The following is a 26,533-nucleotide window of genomic DNA, read 5'->3' on the forward strand; positions in this document are numbered from 1 at the left end:
GGTCTTAGTGCTGAGGGCGGAGCAGTAAGACACTGGCTTCAATCAGCAACATGAGCAACAGGCTGATGCCGAACACCGGCATGCTGTAGGCAAGGATCGCTGCGACCAGAACCAGCCACCATGGCAGTGCGCGTACGTGGCTGCTCTTTAGCGCAGGTGCCGAGACGCTGGCAGGACGGCGGCGCTGCCACCACATCACATAGCCAGATAACACAGAAAAAATTGCGCTGCATCCTATCGCCAGTAACAGCGCCTGATTCCACCAGCCGAACTCGCCACGATGAAACGGAATGCCAACGGCGGTTGCTTTGGACAGCAGGGGTAATTGATCCCAACCCGCATAATATAGCCGCTGTCCGCTATAGGCATCCAGCACTAGCTGAAAGCGTTTTTCAGGCTGACTGCGATCTTCATTTTCTATACGCCATACACCGCCCGCATGGTTCGGCGGAGTCATGCGCAGACGGATTGCGGGTGCCTGTGCTTTTGCCAGGATGTAGATCTGTTCTGCGCTGAGAGGCTGCTGTCCCTCATTGATGACCGAGGCCAGATCACGCGGCGGCTTAGGCGTGGCTTGCCCGGTTGCGTTTTGCAGAGCGCGGAAATTTTCACCGGTATATTTGGACCAGGTCAGCCCGGTCAGTAATATCGTCAGTGTGAACAGCGCCAACAACACGCTGCTGATGCTATGCCAGTAGCGCCAGCTGGCGCGGCTATGGCCTGCCTGTTTATTGGCTGCCGGCAGTAAGGCCTTGCGCCAGCCAGTGCGGCCACGTGGCCACCACAGATAGAAACCGGTCAGCATCATGATCAGCATCCAGCTGGCACCGAGCTCAATCAGCCAGCGCCAGCCATCGCCTTGCAGCAGACTGGAATGCAGCTTGCGCGACCAGTTCTTAAAGCGCTCCGCATCCGGCAAATTGCCTTGTACGGTCGCTGTGCCGGGATCTACATAGCTGGTGATTTCCTTCGCTGCGCTGTGATGCTCAGTGCTGCTGGTGGCAGATGCAGCACCTGGGCCGGCACCCGGATGGCTGGCATGTGGATCAGCATGCTGATGCATCTGATGGCTAGCTGTTGCGGGATTTGCGGCGGCCGCTTTTGGCATGCCGCGCATTTTTTGTTCACCGAATAAAACCAGACTGGTTTCACCTGGCGTATAGGCTGGTACGATGGCTTTGACCGGTAAGCCAGGCACGGCGGCCCGCGCTGCTGCGAGCTGCTGATCGAGTGGCAATGGCAAACGTATCTGAGCCACGCGATCCAGCTCTGCATGGCGCAGCGCTTCGATTTGTGGCGTAAAGATATACAGTATTCCGGTCAGTGCTGCCAGCAGCACAATAGGCGCAGTCAGTAAGCCTGACCAGAAATGTAGACGCCAGAACAGCCGGTGTAATACCGCGCTGGTGGCATGGCGGGCAGGGGAGTGCGTGTTCATGAGAGTCTCCGAAAAATAGCGCGTAGCGGCCTGTGCTCAATCGCGCTGGCCGCTACATCGATCACATCAGTAGCTATAGCGTATTTCAGCAAACAGACTGCGGCCTGGCAGCGGGTGATATTGATAGGCGAGCTGGTTGCCCACATTATCAATACCGGCAGCCAGTTCCACAGCTTTGGCCGGACGGAAGCGCAAGCGCAGATCCAGCTGGCGTATGCGCGACGAACCACCATAGGTATCCGGAATGATGTCGCTATTGGTCAGTTCATTGTATTGACGTCCTGAATAGCGATAGCTGCCGGCCATATTCCATTGCGCATTCCATTGATAGGCCAGTGTGATATTGGCGCGCCAGTCCGGTATCCGTACCCAGTTTTTTCCTACCGAAGCAGGAAAGCGTTCGTTCTCCAGTATGCGTGACTGATTCCAGGCCAGGTTAGCATTCAAGTCCAGATGCGGGATCAGCCAGTCGTGTACATCGCCAGCCAGCTCGATGCCACGGGTGCGTACCAGACCGACATTTTGTACGTTGGTGATATTCGGGAATACCAGCACATTGGTCTGACTCCAGATGCTATCGCGCACCTTATCCTGATACAGCGATAGGCGCAGGTTGGCCTGATGCAGACGTTTTTCCAGCACCAGTTCAGCCGCATCCGAACGTTCCGGACGTAAGTAGGGATCATTCACCACCAGTGTATTGCCGGATTGCGAACCTTGGAACAGCTCGGCCACGGTAGCAAAACGGGTACCGCGTCCCAGCGATGCGCGCAGGCTCAAGTCATCAGTCGCTTCCCAGCTCAGTGAGAATTTTGGCGACCATGCCTGCAGATGACGGTCGGCATAGCTGACTGCGGGCAGCGGTTTGATTTCCTGATTGCCGTGGCTGGCTTGCCAGTCTTCGTAGCGCAGACCCGCTGTTGCTTTCCAGTCCGGTGCGAAACGCCAGGCATCCTGCAGATACAGCGCGAGCAAACGGGTGTCGCCACCGACCGATTGCGCAGGCTGACTCTGGCCAATACGCCAGTCGCTCAGATTCTGGGTATTCTGTTGCAGGTGATAGTCGTTGGCATGCAGCCCCAGACTTAGTGCATGCTGACCACGCCCCCAGTCATTCGCGACTGGCGTGTAGGTCGCCTGATATTCCATGGTGCGGAAGCGGGTGCCGTCACGCACGGTGGCGGTTCCGCTGCCACCATTCACGGCCAGCGGATCTGCCTGTGCGGCGGTGCGTTGTACGTCTTTGAGTAATTGGTATTGGCTGGCGACCAGGGACTGATTCCAGCCTTCACGGTAACGCGTTTTCAGCGTCAGTCCTGCTTGCAGATTATTTTCCTGGCGGTTGGAGGGCGCGAATGCGTTGGCCGGTACATCAAACACATTGCCATCCTGACTGACCCGGCCCGACCAGATGCTGTTGCCTTGCGCATCTTTCAAAAAGCTGCGGTTCCGGCTCGCACTGTCGTTATACCACCAGGCCAGCATGCCATCGAGCGTCAGTACCGGGCTGAGATCCGCACCCCAGCTCAGTTTGGCCGTGGTTTGTACAGTATGGTCAATCGCACCGCTATTCGCACCGAACACGGCACGACGCTGTCCGGTTGGTGCCAGATCATATTGAATACCGTTGACCGCTGTTACCGGCTTGACGCCAGCCGGTTTGCTGAAGCTGCCATCGGCGGCTGCATTGAGGGCGTAATACTGCATAGGGTGACCGGTTGAGTCCTGGTGGTTCACCAGTAAGCGATACCATAGTCCGGACGCCAGTTTGTCTCCCAGCCTGAACGTGGTCTGGGTATTGGTAAAGGTTTCGCTGTGTCCATAATCACGATAGTCTTCTGATTGCACCGCGATCCGCGCCGAGGCTTCCAGCTTACTGGGTTTGCGCGTCGTCATGATGACGGTGCTGCCGATAGCATTACCCGGAAAAATAGCTGAATAGGGACCATACAGCATATCGACGCGCTCCAGGTCTTCAGGTGCCAGCATATTCCAGCGTGGTGCATCGAAGCGCCCCAGAAAATTCGACAGCAGATAGCCATCCATCAGCACCAGTGCGCGTGCTGCCTGGGTGCTGCCGAAGCTGCGCCCGCTGATCAGCGCATTGCGATCCCCGCTATAGCGTTTGCGGATGCCGGTATTTGGCATGGTGCGCAGCGCATCTTCCGGATTAAATATGTTTTGCTGAGCGCGCAGTTCTTCGTCACTCAGCGTTGCCAGGGTATTCGGTAAATGGGCTGCCAGCGGCGCACGCACTGCGCCTATGGTGACGCTTTGCATTTGTTCGGTGGCGACGCCTTGCGCCAGTGCGCTGCCGCTGAAGATGAGTCCGCTGACGCCGCAGAGCGCGTACAGCATGGGGGACGTGTTGAAAGTATGTTGTTTCATGTTGATTTGATAGTCTGAACGGACATGTGCCTTCCAGCCGTAAACAGGCTGGAAAGCCGCATATCTAGGGCCTGTTAACATTCAAATTACGCATCTCGCAATTTAAATGTTTACAGGCCCAGGGTTTCCAAAAACCTGACGACACCCGGTAGTCAGGTTGCTACACGTCAGAAGTCGAACTTCAGTTCCGCAACGACGCTGCGTTGCGTGTAGGGATGGAAGGCCCAGTATTTTTTATTGTTCAGATTGTCTATCCCAATCGCTGCACTCCACTGGCGTGCGACCTGATAGCGTAAGCGCAGGTCGGCCACCAGAAAGTCGGAGAATCCGAAATAGGTAAACGCGTTGACATCGCTGTTGTCGAGCGCGCTGTATTGCTTGCCGCTGTAGCGGATACCGAGTGAGCTGCTGAATTTGTCAGTGACGCGGTAACTGAGCAAGAGATTCGCGCGCCATTCCGGCACCCGCGGCTGGCGCTTGTTGACGCTGGCCGGGAATTTGTCATTGCGTACGATCACGGAATCGGCATAGGTCAGGCTGGCGGAGATGTCCAGACCCGGCAGCAGCACATCATTATCGGCAAATGCGATTTCCAATCCGGTGGTACGGATGTCGTCTACGTTTTGGATGTTGGTGACATTCGGCGTGACCAGGGTATTGGTCTGGGAATACAGCGCATCGCTGGTACGCTCGTGGAACAGGGTCGTGCGCAATAAGCCACGGCCATCATGCAGGCTGCGTTCTGCGCTCCATTCTGTGGTCCAGGATTTTTCCGGTTTCAGATTCGGATCGTTGTTGACGATGGTGGTATTCGAAATCGTTCCTTGATACAGCTCAGAAACAGTAGGCATACGCACTGCACGGCCCAGCGATGCCTTGTAGGTCCAGTCGCCACCGCTGGCGTAGGCGATAGCGGCTTTTGGAGATACAAAGTTTTCCGAGCGGGAGGCGAAATTCAGCGTGGTGCTGGCATTGGCCAGCGCGCCATTATCTGCCTTCCATTGTTCAAAGCGTGCACCGAGTATGGTTTTCCAGTGTGGACTGATGCGCCAGGCATCCTGCGCATACAGACTTTGCAGGTTGGTGTCGCCACGGAAGGCTGAGAATTGTTTGTCAGCGTTGCCAGCGATCCAGTTGCCGGTATCCGACACCAGGGTTTTCAGGTGATAGGCTTCGCGTTGATAGCCGAATTCCACCGTATGCTGGGTATTCGGACGCCAGATACCTTTCAGTGCCAGGGTATTCCAGCCGGTGCCAGATTGGTCTGTGATGCGACCCGCGCCACCGCTGTCAGCCACTGGAATGGCGACCAGTGGTGAGCGCGCGATATCTTTATTGTAGTCATACAGGCTGGCCGCCACTTCCCAGTCGAACACGCCTTTGCTGCTGCTTTTCAGATTCAGGCCATGGCTCAGATGTTCCAGCCGGTTTTGGCTATTGGATATATCGGTGGCGCTCAGCGTGTATTTTTTACCGTTGATATTCACATCGCCGCTATAGACAGGATTGCCGCTGGCATCGCGCAAATAGCTCTCTACACCGCTGTCCATCTTATTGCGCCAGTAGCCAAAGGTGTAGGCTGCATGCAGCGTCGGGCTGAAGTCATAGGCCAGTTTCACTTTGGCATGGTCCTGGATGGTGTGGTACTGCCCGGTCGCGCCGAGTATCCACCAGTCCTGATTCTGTGGGTTTTTACCGGCGATCGCGCCACTGACTGCTTTACCAGCAGAGCTGGTGACGCCAACTGACATCAGCTTATTGGTAAACGCAATCGGATGACCATCGCTATCGAGCTGATTCAGATTCAGCCACCAGGAAAAATCACCCTGACGGTTACCCAGACTGGCGCTCAGTTGTTTTCCGCTATAGGTCTTGTCTGTACCATACAATTGAAAATTTTCGCTGAAGCCCAGAACTTTGGCATGTGCCTCAAAGGCCTTAGGCATACGGGTACGGTAATCCACCACGGCACCGACAGAATTACCCGGATAGGCTGCAGAGAAGGGGCCGTACAGCACATCGACCCGCTCGATTTCTTCCGGCGTTACCAGGCCCCAGCGTGGTGTAAATGTCGCACCGTTGCCGAGTAAATTCGACAGCAAGATCCCATCGGCATACACCATAGAGCGTGCGCTGTTACCAGTGCCGGAGGCACGGGTCGCCAGTACCGCATGGTTATAGTCACCGACATAGCGTTTGCGTACTAACAGACTAGGCAGATATTTCAGCGCATCTTCAGCATCAATGGCATTGATATTGCGTTCAATTTCTTTGGCTTGTATGCCTTCAATCGTGGTTGGAATTTCGGTTGGCAAGGATGAAGGTCTGTCGCCCTGTACCACGACTTGAGAGGACTTGGCATCCGCTTCAGCGGATAAAGCCAGCGCATAAGTTGGCAAGGCTGGAAAGGCGGCAGCGATGGCAGCGACCAGGGTCGCACGGCGTGCGTTGAAACGCACACGAAAAAAAGAATTTTGCATGATTCAGACAAATAAACAAAAGCAGTACCAGGGTACTTAGGCGGTATGCATGCGGCTGAGGCTCAGCAATCAGGACTGGGCAAGGCAATCAGCCAGGCTGGCGCGTGACGTATCACCGCGCAGCCAGGCATACCGGATTAACACTCATGTTCAACAGTCAGAAGGTGGGCCGCGCGCGGGTAGCGGGGCAGAAACGATAGCTGCCAGTCTGGCAGCCGGGATGGATAGTGTGGCATACGACAAGGCATGTGGTGCCTGCCAGTCTGCGGTATCGAGCACGGTTGGCGGCAAGCCACTGGCGACGCATAAGGGGCAGTCCAGGATATGGGAATTACCGCCCCCACTCTCCGGTTCGCCTTTCACGCTGATCATTTTGTAGCCCGTGCTGGTACAGATCAGTGAGCCGGTCTCTGTTTTGACTAAAGTCGCAGCCATGGCGACACCCAGCGTCAGTACATAAAACATCAGTACTGTGCGCACCAGAAGGTGAAACAAACGGGGTGATATGGACAGGCGGCTCATAGAGTGCGGATTCTAACACCGATGCGCAGGAGCTGGCTGTAGCCGTATTGAGAATTGATGCAAAACTTTGTTCTGCAGCAGCACACGCACAGACAGCTTGCAGGGTTTGTCGTAAAAAACGCATTTTGTATGGCGATATCGCCTACCTGACACATCATCGCCGGGAGTTTTGCGGCTATGATGGCGCTTTTACCGTCATACGCATGACATATTCCGGTGCACCATCCCGTCCTTGAACGCAGGCTGGCTGCACCCGTTAGGCTTTCTGCACAAGGAATTATTTTGAGAAACTTTTTTCAGCAGTTAATGCGCACCCGTCCGGTGGACGCGCCAGAAATTATTGTGGAAGGCCAGTCGCAACATACTTTACATCGCTCGCTGGGTTTGTTTGCACTCACCATGATAGGCGTGGGTGCCACCATCGGTACCGGGATTTTCTTTACGATGGTGGAGGCCGTACCTAAGGCCGGACCATCGGTCATTCTGTCTTTTCTGATCGCTGCGCTGACGGCCGGGCTGACCGCTTTATGCTATTCAGAACTGTCGGCCAGGATTCCGGCTTCCGGTTCTTCGTATTCGTTTGCTTATGCCACGGTCGGTGAATTTGCCGCCTTTGTGGTGGCGGCTTGTTTGTTGCTGGAATACGGTTTGGCGGCCAGCGCGACCGCGATCGGCTGGTCGGCTTATCTGAATAATTTTCTGGAAAATGCACTGGGCTGGCATATTCCGGCGGCCTTGCGTTCGCCCATGATCGTGGCTGGTCCGCAGGGAGCAGAAATTCATGTCGGGCAGTTCAATTTGCCACCCGTGATACTGGTGATCATTTGCTGTTTCCTGTTATTGCGCGGTGCTAAAGAGTCAGCGACCGTCAACGCAGTGATGGTGATGATTAAACTGGTGATCCTGGTATTTTTTTCTGTAATCGCATTTACCGGTTTCCAGGCTGAGCATTTCACGCCTTTTTTTAATACCGATAACAGCAAGGGCCTGGCCGGTATGGCTGGTGTGACAGCAGCAGCCGGTACCGTGTTTTTCTCGTTTATTGGCCTTGATACCGTGGCGACGGCTGGTGCGGAAGTCAAAGATCCTAAGCGCAATGTCCCGCTGGGGATTATGCTGGCGCTGCTGGTGGTGACCGTGTTTTACATGCTGGTGGCGGTGGCTGCCGTTGGCGCGCAACCCGCACATATGTTTGAAGGGCAGGAAGCTGGCTTGGCTGTGATTTTGCAAAACGTGACTGGCAAGAGCTGGCCTGCTTTGATTTTATCGGCGGGTGCGGTGATTTCTGTGTTCAGTGTGACACTGGTGACTATCTATGGCCAAAGCCGTATCTTGTTTGCGATTTCTAAAGATGGTCTGATTCCAGCCTCGTTTCAGGTCGTCAATCCGGTCACACGCGCACCGGTCGTCAACACGGTGCTGGTCTGTCTGGTAGTCGGTATTGTGGCTGGCTTGGTCGATGCAACCTTCCTGTGGGATATGGTGAGTATGGGGACCCTGGTTGCCTTCATCGTGGTCTCGGCCGCGATACCTGTGATCCGTGCTAAAAAGATAGGGCAGGACAATGCCGGTTTTCGCGTGCCATTTGGCCCATACCTGATACCGGGTCTGAGCATATTTGCCTGCCTGTACATCCTCAAAGACCTGTCACCGGCGACCTTTAAGGTATTTTTTATCTGGATGCTGGTTGCGCTGAGTGTTTATTTTTTATACAGTCGCCAGCATTCCCGCTTGAATAAATAAGCGACTACGCAATATAAGAGGGAGGAAAGCAGGCTTTCCTCCTTTTTTAATTTTTTCTAATTTCTTTGATCCCCAGCCTCAATTTCATCAGGACGATAAATATGAAAGCTCAATGGATAGTCATGGCAGCCCTTGCTGGTCACACCATGCTGGCACAAGCCGAAACGGTAGGTAGTGTCGATACTGCATTCAAACTGATCGGCCCTGATCATAAGGTGGTGGTGGAAGCCTATGATGATCCCAAGGTCAACGGCGTGACTTGCTATGTATCGCGTGCCAAGACTGGCGGTATTTCAGGCGGTTTGGGGTTTGCGGAAGATAAGGCCGAAGCGTCGATTGCTTGCCGTCAGGTCGGTCCTATCAGCTTCCCTGGCCCACTTAAGCAACAGGAAGAAGTCTTCAATCAAAGCCTGTCTATTCTGTTTAAAAAGTTAAGAATCGTGCGTATGGTGGACCAGAAGCGTAATGCGCTGGTTTATCTGACTTATTCGGACAAGCTGATCGATGGTTCGCCTAAAAACAGTGTGACTGCGGTGCCAGTAGAGCGCAGTATCACGATTCCGCTCAAGTAAATAAATCGCACAGTAGCCGCGTCACCCGCTCTAGGAGGGCATGCTCCGTTTTGTCTGCCAACAGAGCGTAAGGGCGGGTGACAGAATGTGCCGCATATCCGGAACTCGGTTTAACAGGGGGCAAGCTGCTCGTGCTGCCTGATTCGGCTTAACTCTGGCTGATTACAGGATTTTTCTGTTATTTCCATTTCCGGATAGTAATGTTTGGTTTAGAATGCGTGTTAGCTTGCGCCTGACCCTACACAGACAGGGCAGAAACGCTCAGTTTGATCCCATCTCGCGTTACCATGACTTCAACAACCCAATTATCCGTAGCGAATGAGCAGTCAGTTGACGCACTGATCAAAACGATACGGATACCACCTCGTCCCAGTTTGCTGGCAGATGTGCAGCTTGAACTGGCGAATGTGGACCCCAGCCCGCGCCGCCTGGCTGCGATCATCGCCAATGATGTGGCCATGTCTGCTTCTCTGCTGAAACTGACCAATTCTCCTTTTTTTGGCTTGCGTCTGAAGGCAGGCTCGGTTGAGCATGCAGTACAGTTGCTGGGTTTGCGTCAGTGTGGTTTGTTGATGACGGGGATCATCGCGCGGCAAAGCGTACAGGTTGAGAATGTGAATTTGGTCAAGTTCTGGGATTTTTCGTCTAAACGCGCACAGGCGATGACCCATTTGGCCTGTCGTATGCGGGTCAGCCAGCCGGATCTGGCGCATACCTTTGGTTTATTTTGCGACATTGGTATTCCCTTGTTGCTGGAACGTTTTCCTGACTATCAGAACACGCTGGATATCGCGAATGAAGTGGCCGATGTGAAGTTCACTGATGTTGAACAGGAAAAGCACAACACCAGCCACACCTCGATTGGTGCCCTGATGGCCAGAACCTGGGGCTTGCCTGAGCAGGTCTCTTCTGCCATCCTGCTGCATCATGATTATCAGGTGTTGACCGATGCGGCTACTGACGACTCCGTACGCAGTCTGATTGCCTTATGCCTGGTTGCTGAATTCAGTATCCACAAATACCACGGCCGTGAAAACCTGGCCGAATGGGACAAGGGCGGCCGCCTGGCCTGCGAATTCCTGGGTTTGTCGCATGATGAACTGGAAGACCATTTCGAAGAATTACACGAGATTTTCAATCACGTGCATTGAGTGCAGAGCTGCCCGTGACGTGCTGGCAGGTAGCTTAAAGCTGCCTTCTAACGCCTGCCACCACCCAGGATGCGTGCCGGCAGCATGACGATAGCACGCAGTAATTCAAAAACCCCATCAACCGCAATCCCGAGTAGGCGGAATGGCAGTGTGATGAGCCAGCACACCGGATACAACAACAGGGCGAGCAGTGCCAGTGGCCAGCAGATCACGAACAGGGTGAGCCAGATCAGAAATCCCAACATGTGTGGCTCCGCTCAGGCTAACAATTGCTGTACAAAATTCAGCACAGCGATCACTGCGATGCTGGCCAATAGCAGGCTATCCATTTTGTCTGTGAGTTGCATGATATTTCCTTTCAAAGTGTGTGGCTGGTACGGTCACTGTAGCAGCAACTGAGTGGCATGAAAGGCTGGTGCGACTAACTGCCGTTTGTGCGGAACAGATGGCAAAATCCTGTGATAAGCAGGCAGATAAGACGAGGTGTGGAGTACGGTCAGATGGCGTCACCAGCCGTGCGCAGGCTGGTGAGCGGACAGGTCTTACTTGAGCTTCAGCAGCAGGGCATCGATGATGGCTGCGGTTTCTGCATCCGGATAGCCATCGAATTTATTAGGGCGGTATTTGGACTGAAAGGCGATCAGCACATTTTTAGTGGCTTCGTCCAGATTGCCATGCTGAGGGATGGCATAGCCGATTTTGGCGAGTTTTTGCTGAAACCATTTAATCTCAGGCATTTGCGCCTGATACTGCTCACTCAAACGTGTCACTTCGTTGGCGTCAGGCCAGGGAATCAGACCTGCAGCGGCAAACTGCTTCCATGGAAACAGCGGGCCCGGATCAGACTTGCGTTGTGGTGCGATATCTGAATGGCCGAGCACATATTCTGGCCGGATCTGATAACGCTGCACGATGTCTTTGGACAGTGCGATCACGCGGTCTATCTGCTCCTGCGGGAAAGGGTAATAGACCCGTCCTTCGGGCGTATCTTTATAGCCGAAGTTGACGATCTCTATGCCGACAGAGCTGGGATTGAGTTTGCTATTGCCCTTCCATTCACTCAGGCCTGCGTGATAGGCCATGCGGCTTTCATCCACTAATTGCCAGACTTTGACCGGGCTGCGATCGCCAACCAGATAGTGGGCGCTGACACCTTGCTGACTCAGTACGCGCAGTGAGGCCGGCTCATCAATTGCGGTGTAATGCAGGATCAGGAATTGCACCCGTGGCTCCTGGCTCACGGCAGAGATGCTGCGCTCTATATCCTGTCTGGGCATGGGAGTGGTACAGGCGCTTAAGACTGCAAGAGCGAGTGTGGCAAGTGAGATTCTTTTCATCATAAAGTATGTAAATGTTTAGCCGCCAGCCGCGCCGCTGAAAAATGGGCCTGGCAAGTGCTTTGGCGCAGACTGACTTCTGACGGTAAATGTTTGCGCAGTGATTCGACGATCATGGGGTGCAATTCCTGCACGCGTCCACTGAGCACGACAGGCTTATTGCCATATCTGGCACACATGGACATACCCAGTCTGGCCAGCTCCTGACCGGCGCGCCACAATATATCTGCTGCGACCTGATCCTGCTGAGCAGCCGCCGCAACCGCTAAGGCCAGCTTGCCGATGTCACCGCGACTGCGATGATAGACGAATTCCTTGGAACTGTTCCAGTCATGCGCTCCGATCATATGAAACAGATTACGTGCCAGCGGCGACTGTTTCCAGTACCCGGGTTGTTCGTCTTCGATGCGCCAGACATGGCGCAATGCTTCACGTGCGATCCAGAAACCGCTGCCACCATCATCGAGCAGATAACCACGGCCACCGGCACGATGTAACTGGCCCTCCGGGTCGATGTAGGCCGCAATCGAACCGGTTCCTGCATAAATCAGGTAACCACTGCCAGGAGAAAAAATATCGAGGTAGGCGATTTCTATATCATTACCGACAGAAATGTGCTGTTCTGGCAGATCGAAAATTTTTGCCAGCATCAGCAGCAGCACATTGGCGTCACCGCCAAAGCCAGTGATACCCGCTTTCACGGTTCTCAATTCACCATGGATGCGTGCAGTAGCGGACAGACCACCAAAAATTTGTTGAAACGCGGCTTTGCCATCCCGTGAATTCATTTGCAGCGCACTGAGCCCTTCGGCGGTACCGCTGGCGATAATTTCCTGTCTTGCCGTTGCGAGTGCCCAGCGCGTTTGCGTTCCACCCGTATCGATACCCAAGCCCAGTTGCACAGGTACATAGCTTTTCTGGCTGCAGGCTTCGGTGATGTCAGGTGGGACGTGTTCTGATTTCATGGATGAGTTAATTGCACTGGCTGATGATAGCTGATTCAGGTAATTTGAACTGATGTTAAGTAGCTGATCGTTTATCATAGGCGGTTAAACGCAGGGCAGGTAAGTGAAATCTGAGCATGCTTCGGCTCACAGGATTTCTGCAGCTCTGCTGGACTTGTACCGTTATTATTGCATTTTAATTAGCATGTGATGCGCAAATAGCGGCTCAGTTTATACGTAAATCAAATAATGGAGATATCACACTGCATGCCTCAGGATAATCAGCTTACCGCCGGCCAGGCCGCGGAGACTACTGCCAGCACTGCTACAGTGCGTCCCGACATATCCGTCTGGCGCTGGATTCCTTCATTGTACTTCAGTCAGGGCATACCTTATGTCATCGTCATGACGCTGTCAGTGATTATGTATAAAAATATGGGCGTGTCCAATAGCGATATTGCCTTGTACACCAGCTGGCTGTACTTGCCGTTTGTGATCAAGCCCTTGTGGTCGCCATTTGTCGACATGTTCAAAACCAAGCGCTACTGGATAATCACACTGGAGCTGGTGCTGGGCGTATTGTTCGGGCTGGTGGCACTGACTCTCCCTCTCGATGGTTTTTTTCAGGCCAGCTTGCTGGCGCTTTGGCTGGTCGCATTTTCATCGGCGACGCACGATATTGGTACCGATGGTTTTTATATGCTGGCGCTGGAACAGCATCAGCAAGCCGCGTTTGTCGGTGTACGAAGTATGTTTTACCGTTTGTCCATGCTGACCGGACAGGGCGCATTGGTCTATCTGGCTGGCTGCGTCAAGGATTTCAGCGGCAGTACGCAACTGGCCTGGATGGTGGTATTCGGGGTGTTGGCGGCGATGTTTATCGCGCTTTCGTTTTATCACCGCTTCGCTTTACCCACACCGGCTAGTGACAAGGCGCAAGGCGATACGACTCAGGTCATCAGCAGTTTTTTTCAAGTGTTTGCGGCTTTCCTGAAAAAGAAGCGTGTGCTGGTGACCATCGCTTTCCTGTTGCTGTATCGCTTTGGCGAAGCCCAGCTGGTGAAGATCGCCCCCTTGTTTTTGCTCGATGCGCTGGAAAAAGGCGGTCTGGGTTTAAGTAATCAGGAAGTCGGCATTGTCTACGGCACCATAGGTATGGCCAGCCTGACGCTGGGCGGTTTGCTGGGTGGCGCCGCGATTGCACGTTTTGGTTTGAAAAACTGCCTGTGGCCGATGGCGCTGGCAATTAATGTGCCCCATCTGGTGTACGTGTATCTGGCATTTGTGCAGCCGTCTTCTATTTGGCTGATCGGTACAGCGGTGGCGGCGGAGCAATTCGGTTATGGTTTTGGTTTCAGTGCCTATGTGCTGTACATGATTATGGTTGCCGATGGCGAGCACAAGACTACACATTATGCGATCTGCACAGGCTTCATGGCCTTGTCGATGATGTTGCCGGGGATGTTCAGCGGCAGCCTGCAAGCGATGCTGGGCTATGCGCACTTCTTTGTGTGGATTTGCATTGCGGCCTTACCGACCTTTCTGGTTGCGGCACTGATACGGGTGGAACCGGATTTTGGCCGCAAGAAAAAACTTCCTGCCTGATGCAGATGGGATAGCTATGCAACTGCAAGACTTACAATTTGTCAGCCACACTTTTCGCTCCCCGTTGCCGGGTCCTAAACTGATCATTACCGGCGCGGTGCATGGCAATGAAATTTGCGGCACACTGGCAATTCGTCGCTTACTAGAGCAATTGCAAAGCGGCGCATTACGACTGATCAGTGGTCAGCTCACGCTGGTGCCGGTCTGTAACCCACTGGCCTATGCCAAGGGCGAACGTCAAGGAGAACGCAATCTGAACCGGTGCCTGATCCCGACCGCGCATGTACAGGAATTTGAAGACCATGTTGCGAACTGGTTGTGTCCTTTACTGGCAGCACATGAGGTGCTGCTGGATTTGCATTCCTTTCGTGGTGCGGGCGAGCCCTTTGTGCTGGTGGGGCCAGAAAACAATCAGGCTGAAATCGAACCATTTAGTCATGCCGAAGCCGAGCTGGCCATGGCGGCACGGCTGGGTGTGCAGCGCATGGTAGATGGCTGGTTGAGCACCTATGCGCACGGCGTGGCGAGACGTCAGCAGGCACTGGCGCCGGATGCCGATGCGAAAACACGTGCGAATGCAGATACCCGTTTTGGCGTAGGCACTACCGAATATATGCGTTCAGTCGGCGGCTATGCTGTCACGCTGGAATGTGGTCAGCATGAAGACCCCCAGGCTGCCGATGTGGCCTGGCGTGCGATCGACAACACGCTGCGCCATCTGGGACTGATAGCAGGTAACCCGCCTGCGCCTCAGGCGCAAATCGAAACCCTGAGAATTTATGACGTGATCGATAAACAGCATCAGGACGATGTTTTTTGTCGTGACTGGTACAGCTTCGATACGGTCTGCGCCGGTGATCTGATTGGTACGCGCGCCGATGGCACAGCAGTCCGCGCCAGTATGGATGGACGGATTATTTTTCCGGATGCGGAAGCCGGAGCCGGTGAAGAATGGTTTTATATCACGCGTTACAGCAATCGTCTGGCAGGAGTTGTCTGATGCGACACCGTTTATTCTCTGTGCTGAGCTTGATCGCGATACTGGGTATCGGCCTGCACAGCGCCAGCACGAACGCGAATACCGGGAATGCAGCCTATCCTGCCAAAGTGGTTAAAACACTCAACGTGCTGGTGACCACACCGGAAAGTAGTTTTGATCCGGCACTCGCTTCGGATATCACGACTTTGTCAGTCAATGAAAATTTGTTTGAACCCATGCTGCGCTACGATTATCTGGCGCGGCCGCTCAAACTCAAGCCGAATACCTTGCGCGCCATGCCCGAAATCAGCGCGGATGGTAAAACCTATACCCTGCGTTTGCAATCCGGGATTTTTTTCAGCGAGGATATCGCCTTCGGCGGCAAGCGGCGCGAGCTGCAGGCGGCCGACTATGCGTACGCGATACAGCGTATGTATGATCCTGTGCTGAAATCGCCGTGGTTATTCATGTTCGAAGGTAAATTGCAGGGTGATGAGGCATTGCGTGGCGAGGCTTACGCCAAGGCGGTAAGCAGCGGAAAAACGCCCGTGATCGCCGGTATACATGTGCTTGACCGCTACACCTTACGTTTGCGTTTGCAGGCGCCGGACCCTAATTTTCTGTTCATATTAGCGACGCCGGCCACGGGTGCCGTCGCACGTGAAGTGATAGAGTTTTACGGTAATCAGGCGGGCAATCATCCGGTTGGTACCGGCCCATTCCGGCTGGATGAGTGGAAACGCAGTTTTCATATTAATCTGATCGCCAACCCTGATTATCGTCGCCCCTTGTTTGATGGCGAAGCGACTCAGGACGCGTATTCCAGGCGCATTGCAGAAAACCTGAACGGTAAAAGCTTGCCGCTGGTGCAGCGCATCCGTATCTCTGTGGTGGAGGAACAGCAGGCCAGGGTGCTGGGCTTTTTGAATCGTGAGTTTGATAGTCTGGAACAGGTGCCAGCACCGCTGTCTGAAATGGTACTGCGTGATGGACAGCTCAAACCTGAACTGAGTAGGCAGGGCATACAGCTGCGTTTGTTTTCTCCGCTACAGACGTATTACGTCTGGATGAATATGGAAGACCCGGTGCTGGGTGGTTATACGCCGGACAAGATCGCGCTGCGGCGCGCGATTGCGCTCAGTTACAACCATCAGCAGGATATCGCGATGATGGAGAAAGGTCTGGCGCAGGCGGCGCAGTCGCCGCTGGCACCGAATGTGATCGGCTATGATCCAGATTTTCGCAGTCCGGTCCAGTTTAATCCTGTACTCGCCAATGCACTGCTGGATAAATTTGGCTATCAGCGCGGGCCCGACCAATACCGGCGTCTGCCCAATGGACAGCCATTGGAGCTGACCATGCATACCCAGGCCAGCACTACCGGTCGTCTGCGCGATGAAGTCTGGCGTAAAAATATGGAGATGCTGGGCATACGTATCAGCTTTAAATCGGATAAGTATTCGGAGATATTGCGTGCTGCCCGGCTGGGTAAAGTGCAGATGACGGAAGCAAACTGGGTCGCTGATTTCCCGGATGGAGAAAATTTTTTCCAGCTACTGTATGGCCCCAATACCGGACGTGCGAATTACGCGCGTTTCAACCTGCCAGAATATAACCGCTTGTTTGAGCAAAGCCGTCGCATGGCCGATGGTCCTGAAAGACGTGCCCTGTACCGGCAAATGTCTTTGTACATTCATGCCTACAATCCCTGGATCTTACGTACTCATCCTTTGTCGGCCGATGTACAGCAGCCATGGTTATTGAATTTTCAACGTCATCCGGTGGATTTTACGAACTGGCGCTACCTCGATATCGCACCGGATGCGAAGCAGAATATGAAGTAAAAGCAGGTGCAGACTGCACTGCAGTGATGCGGCGTCTTTTTTGACTATTTCAGGAGAATTCAACGATGCGTTGTGAACTGCTGGCTGGCCATCCTGATTTCCGGCGGCTCGATACCATAGACGCAATACGGTTAGACCTGCGCTATGCGGGATCAGATAACTTTGTTGGCCACGATCTGTATGGCGAACTGGATTGTGCCTGGCTGCACCGCGAGGCGGCCGATGCGCTGGAGCGTGCAGCAGTTTTTTTGGATCAGCACCATGCCGGTTATCAGTTGCTGGTGCTGGACGCCCTAAGGCCACACCGGGTGCAGGAAATGTTGTGGCAATATCTGGCTGGCTCACCTTTGCAAATGTATGTGGCGGATCCGGCACGTGGCTCTGTCCATTCTTTCGGTATGGCGGTGGATGTGACGGTATGTGATCCGCAAGGCCGAGAGCTGGACATGGGCAGCGGCTTCGATGAGTTTGCAGAACGATCCCATCCGGTTTTGGAAGCTCAGCTACGTGCGCGTGGCGAGCTGAGTCAGGTTCACATCTGCAACCGTGACATCCTGCGTGCCGCTATGTCCCATGCGGGTTTCCATGGCATACACAGCGAATGGTGGCATTTCAATCTGGGTTCGGTTGTTGACGTACGACAGCATTATCTGCGTATAGACTGAGGGAATAGCGATACCTGGTCGCCAGTCATTTTTTAGATTGAATTCTTATTGCTGATATGCTTTGATGGAATAGGTGGCAGTCAGCGACCAACTCCTATCCCAGCGCCATCATTGAGGTCGCAGCAATGCCGGAAAGTGTAAGATCAGTATGCAAGTAAATCAGGAATTACATGCGGTATTACCTGAACTCGCTCACCAGAGTGAGCTGCTGATTGCTATGTTCGATCAACATGACATACTGCACTATGCCAATCCTGCTTTTCAGGCTGTGTTTGCTGTGCGTCTGGATGGCAGCATGAGCTGGTCAACGATGGTATTTGAAAACTATGCCATGCGACGTGGTGTGGCGATCAACACCGACGATATTGAACAATGGATTGCTTCCGCCTACTCGCGCCGCGGCAAGTTGCCTTTCCGGGCTTTTGAGTCAGATTTGACCGACGGGCGCTGGATATGGATGACAGAAACCGTGCAGGAGAATGGCTGGATGATGTGTATCGCCAGCGATATTACCCACTTGCGTCAGGATGGGCGCGAATTGCGGCAGGCCAGGGATCAGGCCTTACGTGCAGCCCAGACCGATATGCTGACCAGCATTAGCAACCGGCGTCATATTTCGCAGATCATACAGCAGGCGATTCAGGATAGGCATCAGAAGTCGATGTCTTTACATGTGGCCTTGTTCGATCTGGATTTTTTTAAAAATGTGAATGATAGTTTTGGTCATGCTGCAGGCGACCTGGTGCTGATCAGTTTTGCCAGACGCCTGCAGGCCTGCACCCGGCGTAACGATGCCTGTGGCAGGCTGGGCGGGGAGGAGTTCATCCTCTGTTTGCCACAACTGACGACTGCGCAGGCAGTGCAGGTGGTGGAACGTTTGCTGGAAGATGTCAGACACGATATGGCACTGCCTGATATGCCGGATTTCCGCTATACCTGCTCAGCCGGACTGGTACAGCTCAGAGCCGGGGAAACACTGGAGCAGGTGATAGACAGGGCGGATCAGGCTTTGTATCAGGCCAAAGAAAATGGCCGCAACCGTCTGGTCTGGCTGGATTGAGCATGCATGCGTTATGCTGGCCGATAGCAAAAGAGCCGCTTAAGTGAGCGGCTCTTTGCTGATTGGTTCAGGTGTGGCTGCATTTACCTGAACGTATAAGTTGCCATCACCGTGACTGAACGGCCACGCGGATCGGCTACCCTTGGCTCCCACGAACTGCCAGCACCAGAATTACTGTCGTAATTGATCGCAAACGGCGGATCAGTATTGAACAGATTTTTAAGGCCTGCACTCAGGCTCAGATGTTTAAATCCGTTATACGTCACGTTCAGATTGAAAATGGAATAGCTTTTTACATCCGGGTTGTAATTCGCCGGTGCGATGAGACCATTGGCGACGCCGGGTAATACCTGATCCTGATAGCCGGAACGGAAGATTTGGGTCAGGGTGCTACTCCAGTTCCCTTCGCTGTAGCTAAAGTATGCGCTGTGCTTCCAGCGCAAACCCAGATCGCCGGTATAGGTATAGCGCCCGACCTCGCTGCTGCCATACGGTGCATTGTCATTCGGGCGGGATTTTTTCTCCAGCAGATAAGAGCCGTCGATTCCGGCGCTCCATTTACCATTCCATAGTTTGCCGTTTGCGCTGGCACCGACCTCGATCCCTCGGGTCAGGCTGGCACCGGCATTCACCCAGCGCTGGTCGATCTGTACGATATTACCGCTCGCATCGCGGATAAACTGCGCTTTGAACAGGCCGTAGTTTTGCAGCAGTGTGTTCAGATCGACTGCCACAATGCTGTTTTCTTTACGGATTTCCCATAAATCCAGATTCATGCTGAATTGCGATGCCGGTGCCCAGATCAGGCCCAGGCTGGCCTGTTTAGCGGTTTCCGGTCCCAGGCTGGTTTTGCCGCCGCTCAGGATATTCGGTGTGATCACCGCGCAGCCGGGTTTATTGCTGTCTGCCTTCAGTCCAGCGCAGGTAGCGGGATCGACCAGATCTTTGCCGGAGTAAGGCGACTCGGTCACGCCATTAAATAACTGGTTAAACGAGGGGGCACGGAAGCCGCTGTTATACGAAGCGCGTAACAAAACCTGCTCGACCGGCGTATAGCGTAAGGCCAGCTTGGGATTAAAGGTATTGCCAAAGCCGCTGTAGTGATCCTGTCGTCCGGCGACGGTCAGTTCCAGGGATTTGAATACAGGAATCAGAAATTCTGCATACAACGCGCGGATATCGCGGCTGACAGTGGGCAGGGCATTGGTGTCATCGAAAGGGGCATTCAGGATAGCCGGGCGCGCGTTAGCAACACGTGCATCGCCATTGAAGGAATACTGTTCACGCCGCAGATCGGTGCCAAATGCCGCCATCAAAGGGCCCGCGGGCAGTGTCCACAGCACGCCGGACAACGCTGCGTCGGCTTGTGTCAGTGTCGTTTTACCACCATACAGCACCACGCCCCTGGCGGACGTGCTGTTGATCAGATCCAGTGCAGCCTGGCTTTGTTTTTGTCCAGGCAGCAGGAAGGGGTTGATGAGGCCGCTGCCAAGTGCGCTGGCCAGCGCATTCGTGTAGTGATAGCCATTACCCAGTGTGGATTGTGACTCGCTATAGGCGCGTGACAGGCCGGCCCGGTAATCCCAATGGCCAATCTGACCATCGGCGCCCAGTTGCAGACGTGCTGCATCCGTGCTGGTGTTGATTTCCCGGTTGCCGCATTCCATACAGCGCCAGCGATACGCGATAGGCAGTCCATAATTACTGCGGATAGATGGAATCTGCGCCGCGATGGCATTGAATACCATATCGTAAGCGGCACCGGTTTTCGGATAAAACGAACTGACCGGAAAACTGCTGCCGGGTGAAACCTGATTCGGTGAAAAACTCTTGGCAACCTCGACACGCGAACCCAGCAGTTCGGCAAACACCTGATGTCCGCCGCCGATATTGAGCGTCGCGCGCGACACAAAGTTATTGTTTTTGACTGATTGCTGCAAGACCGCGGCCCGTCCGGTATCCCAGGCGCAGGCGTAGCGCGAAGCAGCCTGATCCCATAAGCGGTAGTCATAGGCAGACATGCCATCAACGCTATTGCACCCGGCCGCACCCGGCAGATTCAGGATATTGATGGCATTCGCACTCTGATTGCTACCTGGCCACAGCGGACCGGTATTACTCTTATTGCTCAGTATGGTATTACCCAGCGAAGTCGCGAACACGGTTGCAAATGGGGTGCCGCGTGTATCCACCGATAAGCCGCGCCCCGGCTGGAAGGTGTTGACAAAGTCGCGCTGATCGCCGCGCAGCGCCTGATTTTCGCTGTGGCTGGCGGTCAGCAACACATTGTAATTGTCGCTGTCCAGATCACCGAAGCCCGCGAGTAAGGAGACCCGGTTAATATCGCCGCCCGGGCTTTGTGTCAGGTCAGCGAAAGTCTGTGCCTGTATACCTTGAAAATTTTTGCGCAGAATGAAGTTAATCACACCACCTATCGCATCTGTGCCATACATCGCCGATGCACCATCCTTGAGGATTTCCACGCGCTCGACCGCTGCCATCGGTATGGAATTCAGATCGACTGCCGCGCCCTTCATGCCATGGGTGGCAATGCGGCGACCATTCAATAATACCAGCGTGCTGTCAGCACCCTGACCGCGCAGATTCGCAGAGCTGGCACCGTTATTGCCGCGTTGCGCACCGGTCGTCACATCGGCATTGCTGGCCAGATTATCGGAACCATTGCCATTCACATTCAGGGTGGCGATCAATTGTTCGGCAGTCACGATGCCGGCTGCTTCTAACTGTTTGCGGGTGATGATTTCCAGTGGCAAAGCACCTTCTGCTGAGGTGCGTTTGATGCTGCTGCCGGTCACCTCAACTTTTTGCATCACTTCTTTTGTTTGCTGCTGCGCCTGGGCGGGCAGCACAAAGCCCGTGATCGAGCCAGTGATCATGCCAGCTGTGGCGAGGCAGTGTGCCAGTCTTGTTAACTTCACGAATTTCTCCTTACTCTGTTTCTATCCTGGTCGGTGCGCAAAGCTTAGCAATGGCCAGCGCAGATATCACGCGCAGTCGCTGAAGAGGCAGCGGATAGCTGCTGACAAATGAAAATGATGCTGAAACAGGCAGCGCTCAATCGTGAGCGGCTGAGCGGGTATGCAGGGTATTTTTCAGATGTGCTGCTAAGCGTGTGGGCAAATTGCTGTAGCAAACTACAGGCAATCAGCGCAGGCTTGTTGCTGTCAGGCGTTTGCTGTTCTTGCTCAATTTACCAGCTTAACTATTTTTACACAGTTAGTGTTGGTCGTGACAAAAAAACAGAGCTGCCGATCTGCATCAGCGGCTCTGGACCTTGTGATTGTTGTTTATATTGCCTGTGCTGTCTGCAATGTCCGTGCAGGTTAAGGCGTGGTGACACTGAATTTTGCGGGCAAACTTTCTTGTCCTGAGCGGCTGACTGCCATCACCACCACTTGTTTCAATGGCGCTGGCTGCCCGTCTTTACGCACGTCTATCGTGAGCTTGCTGGCGGGCTGTACGCTGAATTGCCACTGCTGTTCAGTTTGTTTCCAGATCGCCAGCCAGCGTGTGTTTTCCGGATCGGCCAGTTGTACCCGTAACAGTTTTTGCTCTTCATTCCATTGCAGCTGCGGCGGCGCGATATTGGTGTTTTCCAGCCAGGGCGTAGCCGGTACTAAAGCGGCCGAAGTGTATTTTTCCTGCGCCAGGCGTTTGCGTATGTCTTTACGATTCTGACTCAGGCTGACCATGCTGAAATGGATATGCCCAGTGCCCGCTTTTTCACGCAGCGCATCGACCTGATTCAGGATTTCATCGGCTTGCCAGGATTTTTCTGTGTGATCGATTTTACTGGTGAACAGGCCTGGCCAGATATGACGTTGTTGCAGATTCTGGGTACTCCAATAGTCATACAAGACTTTGAAGGCTTGCGGTGTCTGTTGTATCGGCCAGTACAACTGTGGTGCCAGATAATCGAGCCAGCCACGCGCCAGCCAAAGCTCTACATCGGCATATAGCTTGTCATACTGGCTGAAACCGGTAATGCCAGGCGGCAGCCGGTCCGGGCGACCTATCCCAAACGGGCTGATGCCAAACTTGACCCAGGATTTTTCCTGATGCACTTGTTGATAAATGGCGGCCACCAGGCGGTTCACATTATCGCGCCGCCAGTCTGCGCGATTCAGGTTACCCCCCGATTGCAAATAGCGATTCCAGGCGGGTTCATCCGGAAAATCCATTTCGATCCCAGCACTGTTTTTAACCGGATAGGGATAAAAATAATCATCGATATGGACACCGTCGACATCGTAACGCCGCACCACATCACTAATCACGTTCAGGGTGTGCTGCATCGCCTGTGGCTCACCCGGGTCCATCCAGCTCATATCACCATATTGTCTGACGATGGCAGGCATGGTTTTACTGACATGGCTGCGTGCCTGCCCGGCCTTTGCCTGCGTGGTTCGTGCGCGGTAGGGATTGAACCAGGCGTGCAATTCCAGACCACGTTCATGTGCCTGCTCTATCCAAAATTGCAGAGGATCGTAATACGGTTGCGGAGGGCGGCCTTGCTCGCCGGTAAGAAATTCGGACCACGGTTCCAGCGCAGACGGATAAATCGCATCTGCCGATGGACGCACTTGCAGCACGATCGCATTGAGCCGCATTTGCACCGCCTGATCCAGGATAGCGATGGCTTCTGCTTTTTGTTTATCGCTGCTGAGTTCGCGCTTGCTCGGCCAGTCGATATTGGCGACGGTCGAGACCCAGACCGCACGGAATTCGCGTGGAGTGGCCGGAGCGTCCTTGCTGAGTGGCAGTTGCGCCGGTGGCGCATTCACGATCACGGGCGACTTGGCCGCGCCGGATTGTGGCGCGATGCTGCCGGGTTGAGGTCCCGCACAGGCGGCCAGTAAGGTAACGAGTAAGGTCGCCAATGAGGCAGCGAGCCGCAGTCCATGCAGCTGCCCTCTGGGCTTGGCAGGGTGATGGTTGACAGATAAATCAGAGGAGCCGTTAAACAAAAACATGGATACAGACAGAGATGCAAAAAGAGCACAGATGCTACTGTATTCAGCAGGATGGAACCAGTGTTTTTCTGAATTTAAGCTGTTGTCGGCATCCTGAGCAGGAAGTTCATACTAAACATTGCAATTTGGAAAAATTTGTCGGGGTTTAGCATGCTGCCCGGGCAGGGGATGTTGTAATCGGTGTCAATCAAGTCAATGACAAAATTCGCGCGAAAAAATGAAGATCAGCGTCAGCGAGATCAGTGCGACGCAACTGGTGCTGATGAAACTGGTGTAATTCGTGGGTACGCCGCGTTTGCGTCCCTCAGCAAAGATAATCAATTCACCTGCCAGCAGGATGCAGCTGACACCCGTGACGAAGGCCGTCAGCAACATGGCCAGCGCTTCTTTATCGTTCAGGCTGCGGCAGTTTTGGGTGTACAGATGGGCTAATTTGAAGCTATGGTCATAGCCCATCAGATCAAACAAGACGACGACAATCAGTGCAGAAATGCTCAGCATGGGAATGAACCAGGTCAGGAAATATTTATCCCTGATCGCGTCATAGAGGGTATGCATCCACTCCAGCATCGCATTCTGTATTAGTTTCATCCCCTACCCCCCAATTCTGGTTACACGTGGACTTGCTCTCTCTCCGGCGGGTCAGATCACATTTTCCGACCCAGGATCAATGATCCTGAATGATCCTGAATGAGCCTGAATGACCGACAACGGGTCGGGCTCGATTGTCATCTTTCTTTGTGGAAATAGAAAGTGAAAACAGCATGGTGTTTTCACTTTAGTTCTTGCTATTGTAAATTAGCAACACGTTAACACGCTGGATGGACCGCACTTTGCTCACTGCGATGACAGGCCAGCTTCGCGTAAAGCTTTATCCCATGCGGGTTCAGGCTGATATTGGGCTAGCAGGTAGTCGATCAGTGCGCGTACTTTGGGCGATACGTAGCGGGTAGCCGGATACAGCGCGGTGAAGTAATTGAGCGGCAACTGCCAGTCCGCCAGTACCGGCAGCAGCCTGCCTTCACACAGATCGCGCCAGGCCAGAAAGCTGGTGTTATAGGCGATGCCCACCCCGAGCAGCGCGGCCTGATGCAGTACCTTGCCATTGTTGGCGCTGAAAGCGGGTTGAATTTCTACGCTGAGTCTTTCTTCTCCGCGTTGAAATTCCCACTGCACACCCTGGGTCAGATGCTGAAAATGCAGGCAGCGGTGTGCGCTCAGCTCAGCCGGATGTTGTGGCATGCCATGTTGTTCCAGATAAGCCGGGCTGGCGCATAACACCCCGCGACAGGGCGCAATTGTACGCATATGCAAGCCATGGCTGTCCGGGATACCGCCGACCCGTATGCTCAGATCAAAACCATAACGCACCGGGTCGAGTAACTGATCATCCAGATGCAGACTGGGTTGTAATTGTGGATGCTGCAAGGCAAAGCGTGCCAGCGCATCCGCCAGCCATTCTGTCCCAAAACTGCTAGGCGCTTGTAGGCGCAGACTGCCTTGCAGGATGTTACTGTCGTAGCCGATGGCTGCACGTGCCTGACGTGCATGCTCAACGCTGGCGCTGCAGGGTTGAAGAAATGCCTGGCCGCTATCGGTCAGGCTGACTTCACGTGTAGAGCGGTGCAATAGCCTTGCCCCCAGATTTTGTTCCAGTTGCTGGATATGCTTGCTGACCAGCGCACGGCTTAAGCCTAGCTGACGTCCGGCCGCGCTGAAGCTGCGCAGACGGGCCACTTCGACAAAAATTTCCATTGCTTTTAACTGATCCATGCATGCTCCTTAGCGAAAGGCGGCTCCCTGTACAAGTATTGTCAATAATTTAGCGACAATATGTCAATGATTGTCTGTATTGTGACAAGTGCCTGGGTTTGATTACACTTGCGCTACATCAATACCTTGCGCCAGACGTGGTTGCCGCGCTATCAAACTTAATTTTTCAGGAGTGACTATGTTGAATGCAGAGCAGATCGCCCAATTCCATCAGGATGGTTATGTGGTCGTCCCCGATTTTAAAAGTGCAGCAGAAATCGCTGCCTTGCGCGAGCGCGCCGGCGCGATCGTCGATGCGTTTGATCCGTCGGAATCAGTCTCGATTTTTACTACCAAGGAGCAGGAAAGGAAAATCGATCATTATTTTCTGAATTCCGCGAATAACATCAGCTGCTTTTTTGAAGAAGAAGCGTTTGACAGCGATGGCCAGTTACGCCAGGCCAAAGCGCTGTCTATCAATAAAATAGGCCATGCGATGCATGATCTGGACCCGGTATTCAGTGCATTCTCACGCGGTCAGGCGCTGGCGACGGTGGCGCAACAACTGGGTTTGCAACAGCCGCAAATCTGGCAATCCATGTATATTTTCAAGCAGCCTGGCATAGGCGGTGAAGTGCGCTGGCATCAGGATGCGACTTACTTCGACACTGATCCGGTCAGCGTCACCACCTTCTGGTTTGCATTAGAAGACGCAACGCTGGAGAATGGCTGCCTGTGGGCTGAGCCGGGTGGTCATCGCAGCCCTATGCGCGAACGCTTTGTGCGGGAAGGGGATCAGGTCAGGGTAGAAAAATTATCCGATCTGCCGTGGCCGGACGACAGCACTGCGGTACCGCTGGAAGTGAAGGCCGGTAGCCTGGTGTGCTTCCACGGCTTGCTGCCGCATTACAGCGCACCTAACCGTTCGCCGGTATCGCGTCATGCCTATACCCTGCATGTGACTGATGGGAAGACGCAGTATTCTGCGGGTAACTGGATACAGCGCGGTCCTGATTTTCCGGTACGCGGATTTGTGTAAATCCACCTCAGACGCGTAAC

At 53.8% G+C, this 26,533-nt stretch carries 20 protein-coding genes; 9 read left to right on the forward strand and 11 right to left on the reverse strand.

The window, feature by feature from the left end; genetic code table 11:
• Positions 1-4 precede the first annotated feature (4 nt).
• The 4 genes from H8K47_RS09985 to H8K47_RS10000 form a co-directional block, all read right to left on the reverse strand.
• Positions 5-1,438 carry a PepSY-associated TM helix domain-containing protein gene (locus H8K47_RS09985; protein ID WP_186881262.1) on the reverse strand — a complete coding sequence of 478 codons (1,434 nt, stop codon included), beginning with the start codon at positions 1,436-1,438 and terminating at the stop codon, positions 5-7.
• 66 nt (positions 1,439-1,504) lie between these two features.
• Positions 1,505-3,826: a TonB-dependent receptor gene (locus H8K47_RS09990; RefSeq protein ID WP_186881263.1), complete on the reverse strand. Its 2,322-nt coding sequence runs from the start codon at positions 3,824-3,826 to the stop codon at positions 1,505-1,507.
• Positions 3,827-3,993: 167 nt separating this feature from the next.
• Positions 3,994-6,306: a TonB-dependent receptor gene (locus H8K47_RS09995; protein ID WP_186881264.1), complete on the reverse strand. Its 2,313-nt coding sequence runs from the start codon at positions 6,304-6,306 to the stop codon at positions 3,994-3,996.
• A gap of 150 nt (positions 6,307-6,456) precedes the next feature.
• The gene (locus tag H8K47_RS10000) at positions 6,457-6,771 is read right to left on the reverse strand and encodes a DUF2946 family protein (RefSeq protein ID WP_230410187.1); all 315 of its coding nucleotides are present in this window, start codon (positions 6,769-6,771) and stop codon (positions 6,457-6,459) included.
• Positions 6,772-7,107: 336 nt separating this feature from the next.
• On the opposite strand from H8K47_RS10000, the gene H8K47_RS10005 reads away from it, so the two are divergent.
• The 3 genes from H8K47_RS10005 to H8K47_RS10015 all read left to right on the forward strand — a co-directional run bounded on the left by H8K47_RS10005 (position 7,108) and on the right by H8K47_RS10015 (position 10,294).
• Complete coding sequence (locus H8K47_RS10005) at positions 7,108-8,571, forward strand: APC family permease (protein ID WP_408057891.1); 1,464 nt, start codon at positions 7,108-7,110, stop codon at positions 8,569-8,571.
• Between the two features lie 101 nt (positions 8,572-8,672).
• Positions 8,673-9,143, forward strand: coding sequence for a CreA family protein (locus H8K47_RS10010; RefSeq protein ID WP_186881266.1), 471 nt, complete (start codon positions 8,673-8,675; stop codon positions 9,141-9,143).
• Between the two features lie 287 nt (positions 9,144-9,430).
• Entirely contained in the window at positions 9,431-10,294 is an 864-nt protein-coding gene (locus tag H8K47_RS10015) for an HDOD domain-containing protein (protein WP_186881267.1), read from the forward strand.
• A gap of 47 nt (positions 10,295-10,341) precedes the next feature.
• Here H8K47_RS10015 and H8K47_RS10020 read toward each other — a convergent pair whose 3' ends face one another.
• The 3 genes from H8K47_RS10020 to H8K47_RS10030 all read right to left on the reverse strand — a co-directional run bounded on the left by H8K47_RS10020 (position 10,342) and on the right by H8K47_RS10030 (position 12,596).
• Positions 10,342-10,539 (reverse strand): hypothetical protein, encoded by a 198-nt coding sequence (locus H8K47_RS10020; RefSeq protein ID WP_186881268.1) that lies wholly within the window; start codon positions 10,537-10,539, stop codon positions 10,342-10,344.
• Between the two features lie 297 nt (positions 10,540-10,836).
• The gene (locus H8K47_RS10025) at positions 10,837-11,634 is read right to left on the reverse strand and encodes an N-acetylmuramoyl-L-alanine amidase (protein ID WP_230410188.1); all 798 of its coding nucleotides are present in this window, start codon (positions 11,632-11,634) and stop codon (positions 10,837-10,839) included.
• Positions 11,631-12,596 (reverse strand): N-acetylglucosamine kinase, encoded by a 966-nt coding sequence (locus tag H8K47_RS10030; protein ID WP_186881269.1) that lies wholly within the window; start codon positions 12,594-12,596, stop codon positions 11,631-11,633. The genes H8K47_RS10025 and H8K47_RS10030 overlap by 4 nt, the downstream gene beginning before the upstream one ends.
• A 246-nt stretch (positions 12,597-12,842) precedes the next feature.
• Between H8K47_RS10030 and H8K47_RS10035 the strand changes: the two genes are divergently transcribed.
• From H8K47_RS10035 to H8K47_RS10055, 5 genes are all read left to right on the forward strand, one after another.
• Positions 12,843-14,180, forward strand: a complete 1,338-nt coding sequence (locus H8K47_RS10035; protein ID WP_329604162.1) for an MFS transporter — start codon at positions 12,843-12,845, stop codon at positions 14,178-14,180.
• A gap of 16 nt (positions 14,181-14,196) precedes the next feature.
• Positions 14,197-15,180, forward strand: a complete 984-nt coding sequence (locus H8K47_RS10040) for a succinylglutamate desuccinylase/aspartoacylase family protein (protein ID WP_186881270.1) — start codon at positions 14,197-14,199, stop codon at positions 15,178-15,180.
• Positions 15,180-17,003, forward strand: a complete 1,824-nt coding sequence (locus H8K47_RS10045) for an ABC transporter substrate-binding protein (protein ID WP_186881271.1) — start codon at positions 15,180-15,182, stop codon at positions 17,001-17,003. The genes H8K47_RS10040 and H8K47_RS10045 overlap by 1 nt, the downstream gene beginning before the upstream one ends.
• A 65-nt stretch (positions 17,004-17,068) precedes the next feature.
• Positions 17,069-17,668: a M15 family metallopeptidase gene (locus H8K47_RS10050; RefSeq protein ID WP_186881272.1), complete on the forward strand. Its 600-nt coding sequence runs from the start codon at positions 17,069-17,071 to the stop codon at positions 17,666-17,668.
• 148 nt (positions 17,669-17,816) lie between these two features.
• On the forward strand, positions 17,817-18,728 hold the full coding sequence (locus H8K47_RS10055) for a GGDEF domain-containing protein (protein WP_186881273.1): 912 nt from the start codon (positions 17,817-17,819) through the stop codon (positions 18,726-18,728).
• An 83-nt stretch (positions 18,729-18,811) separates the two neighbouring features.
• Here the strand turns inward: H8K47_RS10055 and H8K47_RS10060 are convergent, their stop codons facing one another.
• From H8K47_RS10060 to H8K47_RS10075, 4 genes are all read right to left on the reverse strand, one after another.
• Complete coding sequence (locus H8K47_RS10060) at positions 18,812-21,667, reverse strand: TonB-dependent receptor domain-containing protein (protein ID WP_329604163.1); 2,856 nt, start codon at positions 21,665-21,667, stop codon at positions 18,812-18,814.
• Positions 21,668-22,072: 405 nt separating this feature from the next.
• On the reverse strand, positions 22,073-23,722 hold the full coding sequence (locus H8K47_RS10065) for a glycoside hydrolase family 10-like protein (protein WP_186881274.1): 1,650 nt from the start codon (positions 23,720-23,722) through the stop codon (positions 22,073-22,075).
• Between the two features lie 192 nt (positions 23,723-23,914).
• Positions 23,915-24,313 carry a hypothetical protein gene (locus H8K47_RS10070; RefSeq protein WP_186881275.1) on the reverse strand — a complete coding sequence of 133 codons (399 nt, stop codon included), beginning with the start codon at positions 24,311-24,313 and terminating at the stop codon, positions 23,915-23,917.
• A 246-nt stretch (positions 24,314-24,559) separates the two neighbouring features.
• On the reverse strand, positions 24,560-25,495 hold the full coding sequence (locus H8K47_RS10075; protein ID WP_230405139.1) for a LysR family transcriptional regulator: 936 nt from the start codon (positions 25,493-25,495) through the stop codon (positions 24,560-24,562).
• A 178-nt stretch (positions 25,496-25,673) separates the two neighbouring features.
• Between H8K47_RS10075 and H8K47_RS10080 the strand changes: the two genes are divergently transcribed.
• A complete protein-coding gene (locus H8K47_RS10080) occupies positions 25,674-26,513 on the forward strand; it encodes a phytanoyl-CoA dioxygenase family protein (RefSeq protein ID WP_186881276.1) in 840 nt (279 codons plus the stop codon).
• Positions 26,514-26,533: the final 20 nt, after the last annotated feature.

The sequence above is a fragment of the Cognatundibacterium rugosum genome (genome assembly GCF_014284365.1).
Classification (GTDB): domain Bacteria; phylum Pseudomonadota; class Gammaproteobacteria; order Burkholderiales; family Burkholderiaceae_D; genus Undibacterium; species Undibacterium rugosum.

Coding starts and splice junctions, on each gene's coding strand:
- H8K47_RS10015 (WP_186881267.1), top strand. CDS start 9,431: ATGACTTCAACAACCCAATTATCCGTAGCGAATGAGCAGTCAGTTGAC.
- H8K47_RS10010 (WP_186881266.1), top strand. CDS start 8,673: ATGAAAGCTCAATGGATAGTCATGGCAGCCCTTGCTGGTCACACCATG.
- H8K47_RS10050 (WP_186881272.1), top strand. CDS start 17,069: ATGCGTTGTGAACTGCTGGCTGGCCATCCTGATTTCCGGCGGCTCGAT.
- H8K47_RS10070 (WP_186881275.1), bottom strand. CDS start 24,313: ATGAAACTAATACAGAATGCGATGCTGGAGTGGATGCATACCCTCTAT.
- H8K47_RS10040 (WP_186881270.1), top strand. CDS start 14,197: ATGCAACTGCAAGACTTACAATTTGTCAGCCACACTTTTCGCTCCCCG.
- H8K47_RS10055 (WP_186881273.1), top strand. CDS start 17,817: ATGCAAGTAAATCAGGAATTACATGCGGTATTACCTGAACTCGCTCAC.
- H8K47_RS10065 (WP_186881274.1), bottom strand. CDS start 23,722: ATGTTTTTGTTTAACGGCTCCTCTGATTTATCTGTCAACCATCACCCT.
- H8K47_RS10030 (WP_186881269.1), bottom strand. CDS start 12,596: ATGAAATCAGAACACGTCCCACCTGACATCACCGAAGCCTGCAGCCAG.
- H8K47_RS09985 (WP_186881262.1), bottom strand. CDS start 1,438: ATGAACACGCACTCCCCTGCCCGCCATGCCACCAGCGCGGTATTACAC.
- H8K47_RS10035 (WP_329604162.1), top strand. CDS start 12,843: ATGCCTCAGGATAATCAGCTTACCGCCGGCCAGGCCGCGGAGACTACT.
- H8K47_RS10025 (WP_230410188.1), bottom strand. CDS start 11,634: ATGATGAAAAGAATCTCACTTGCCACACTCGCTCTTGCAGTCTTAAGC.
- H8K47_RS10000 (WP_230410187.1), bottom strand. CDS start 6,771: ATGTTTTATGTACTGACGCTGGGTGTCGCCATGGCTGCGACTTTAGTC.
- H8K47_RS09990 (WP_186881263.1), bottom strand. CDS start 3,826: ATGAAACAACATACTTTCAACACGTCCCCCATGCTGTACGCGCTCTGC.
- H8K47_RS10045 (WP_186881271.1), top strand. CDS start 15,180: ATGCGACACCGTTTATTCTCTGTGCTGAGCTTGATCGCGATACTGGGT.
- H8K47_RS10080 (WP_186881276.1), top strand. CDS start 25,674: ATGTTGAATGCAGAGCAGATCGCCCAATTCCATCAGGATGGTTATGTG.
- H8K47_RS10075 (WP_230405139.1), bottom strand. CDS start 25,495: ATGGATCAGTTAAAAGCAATGGAAATTTTTGTCGAAGTGGCCCGTCTG.
- H8K47_RS09995 (WP_186881264.1), bottom strand. CDS start 6,306: ATGCAAAATTCTTTTTTTCGTGTGCGTTTCAACGCACGCCGTGCGACC.
- H8K47_RS10020 (WP_186881268.1), bottom strand. CDS start 10,539: ATGTTGGGATTTCTGATCTGGCTCACCCTGTTCGTGATCTGCTGGCCA.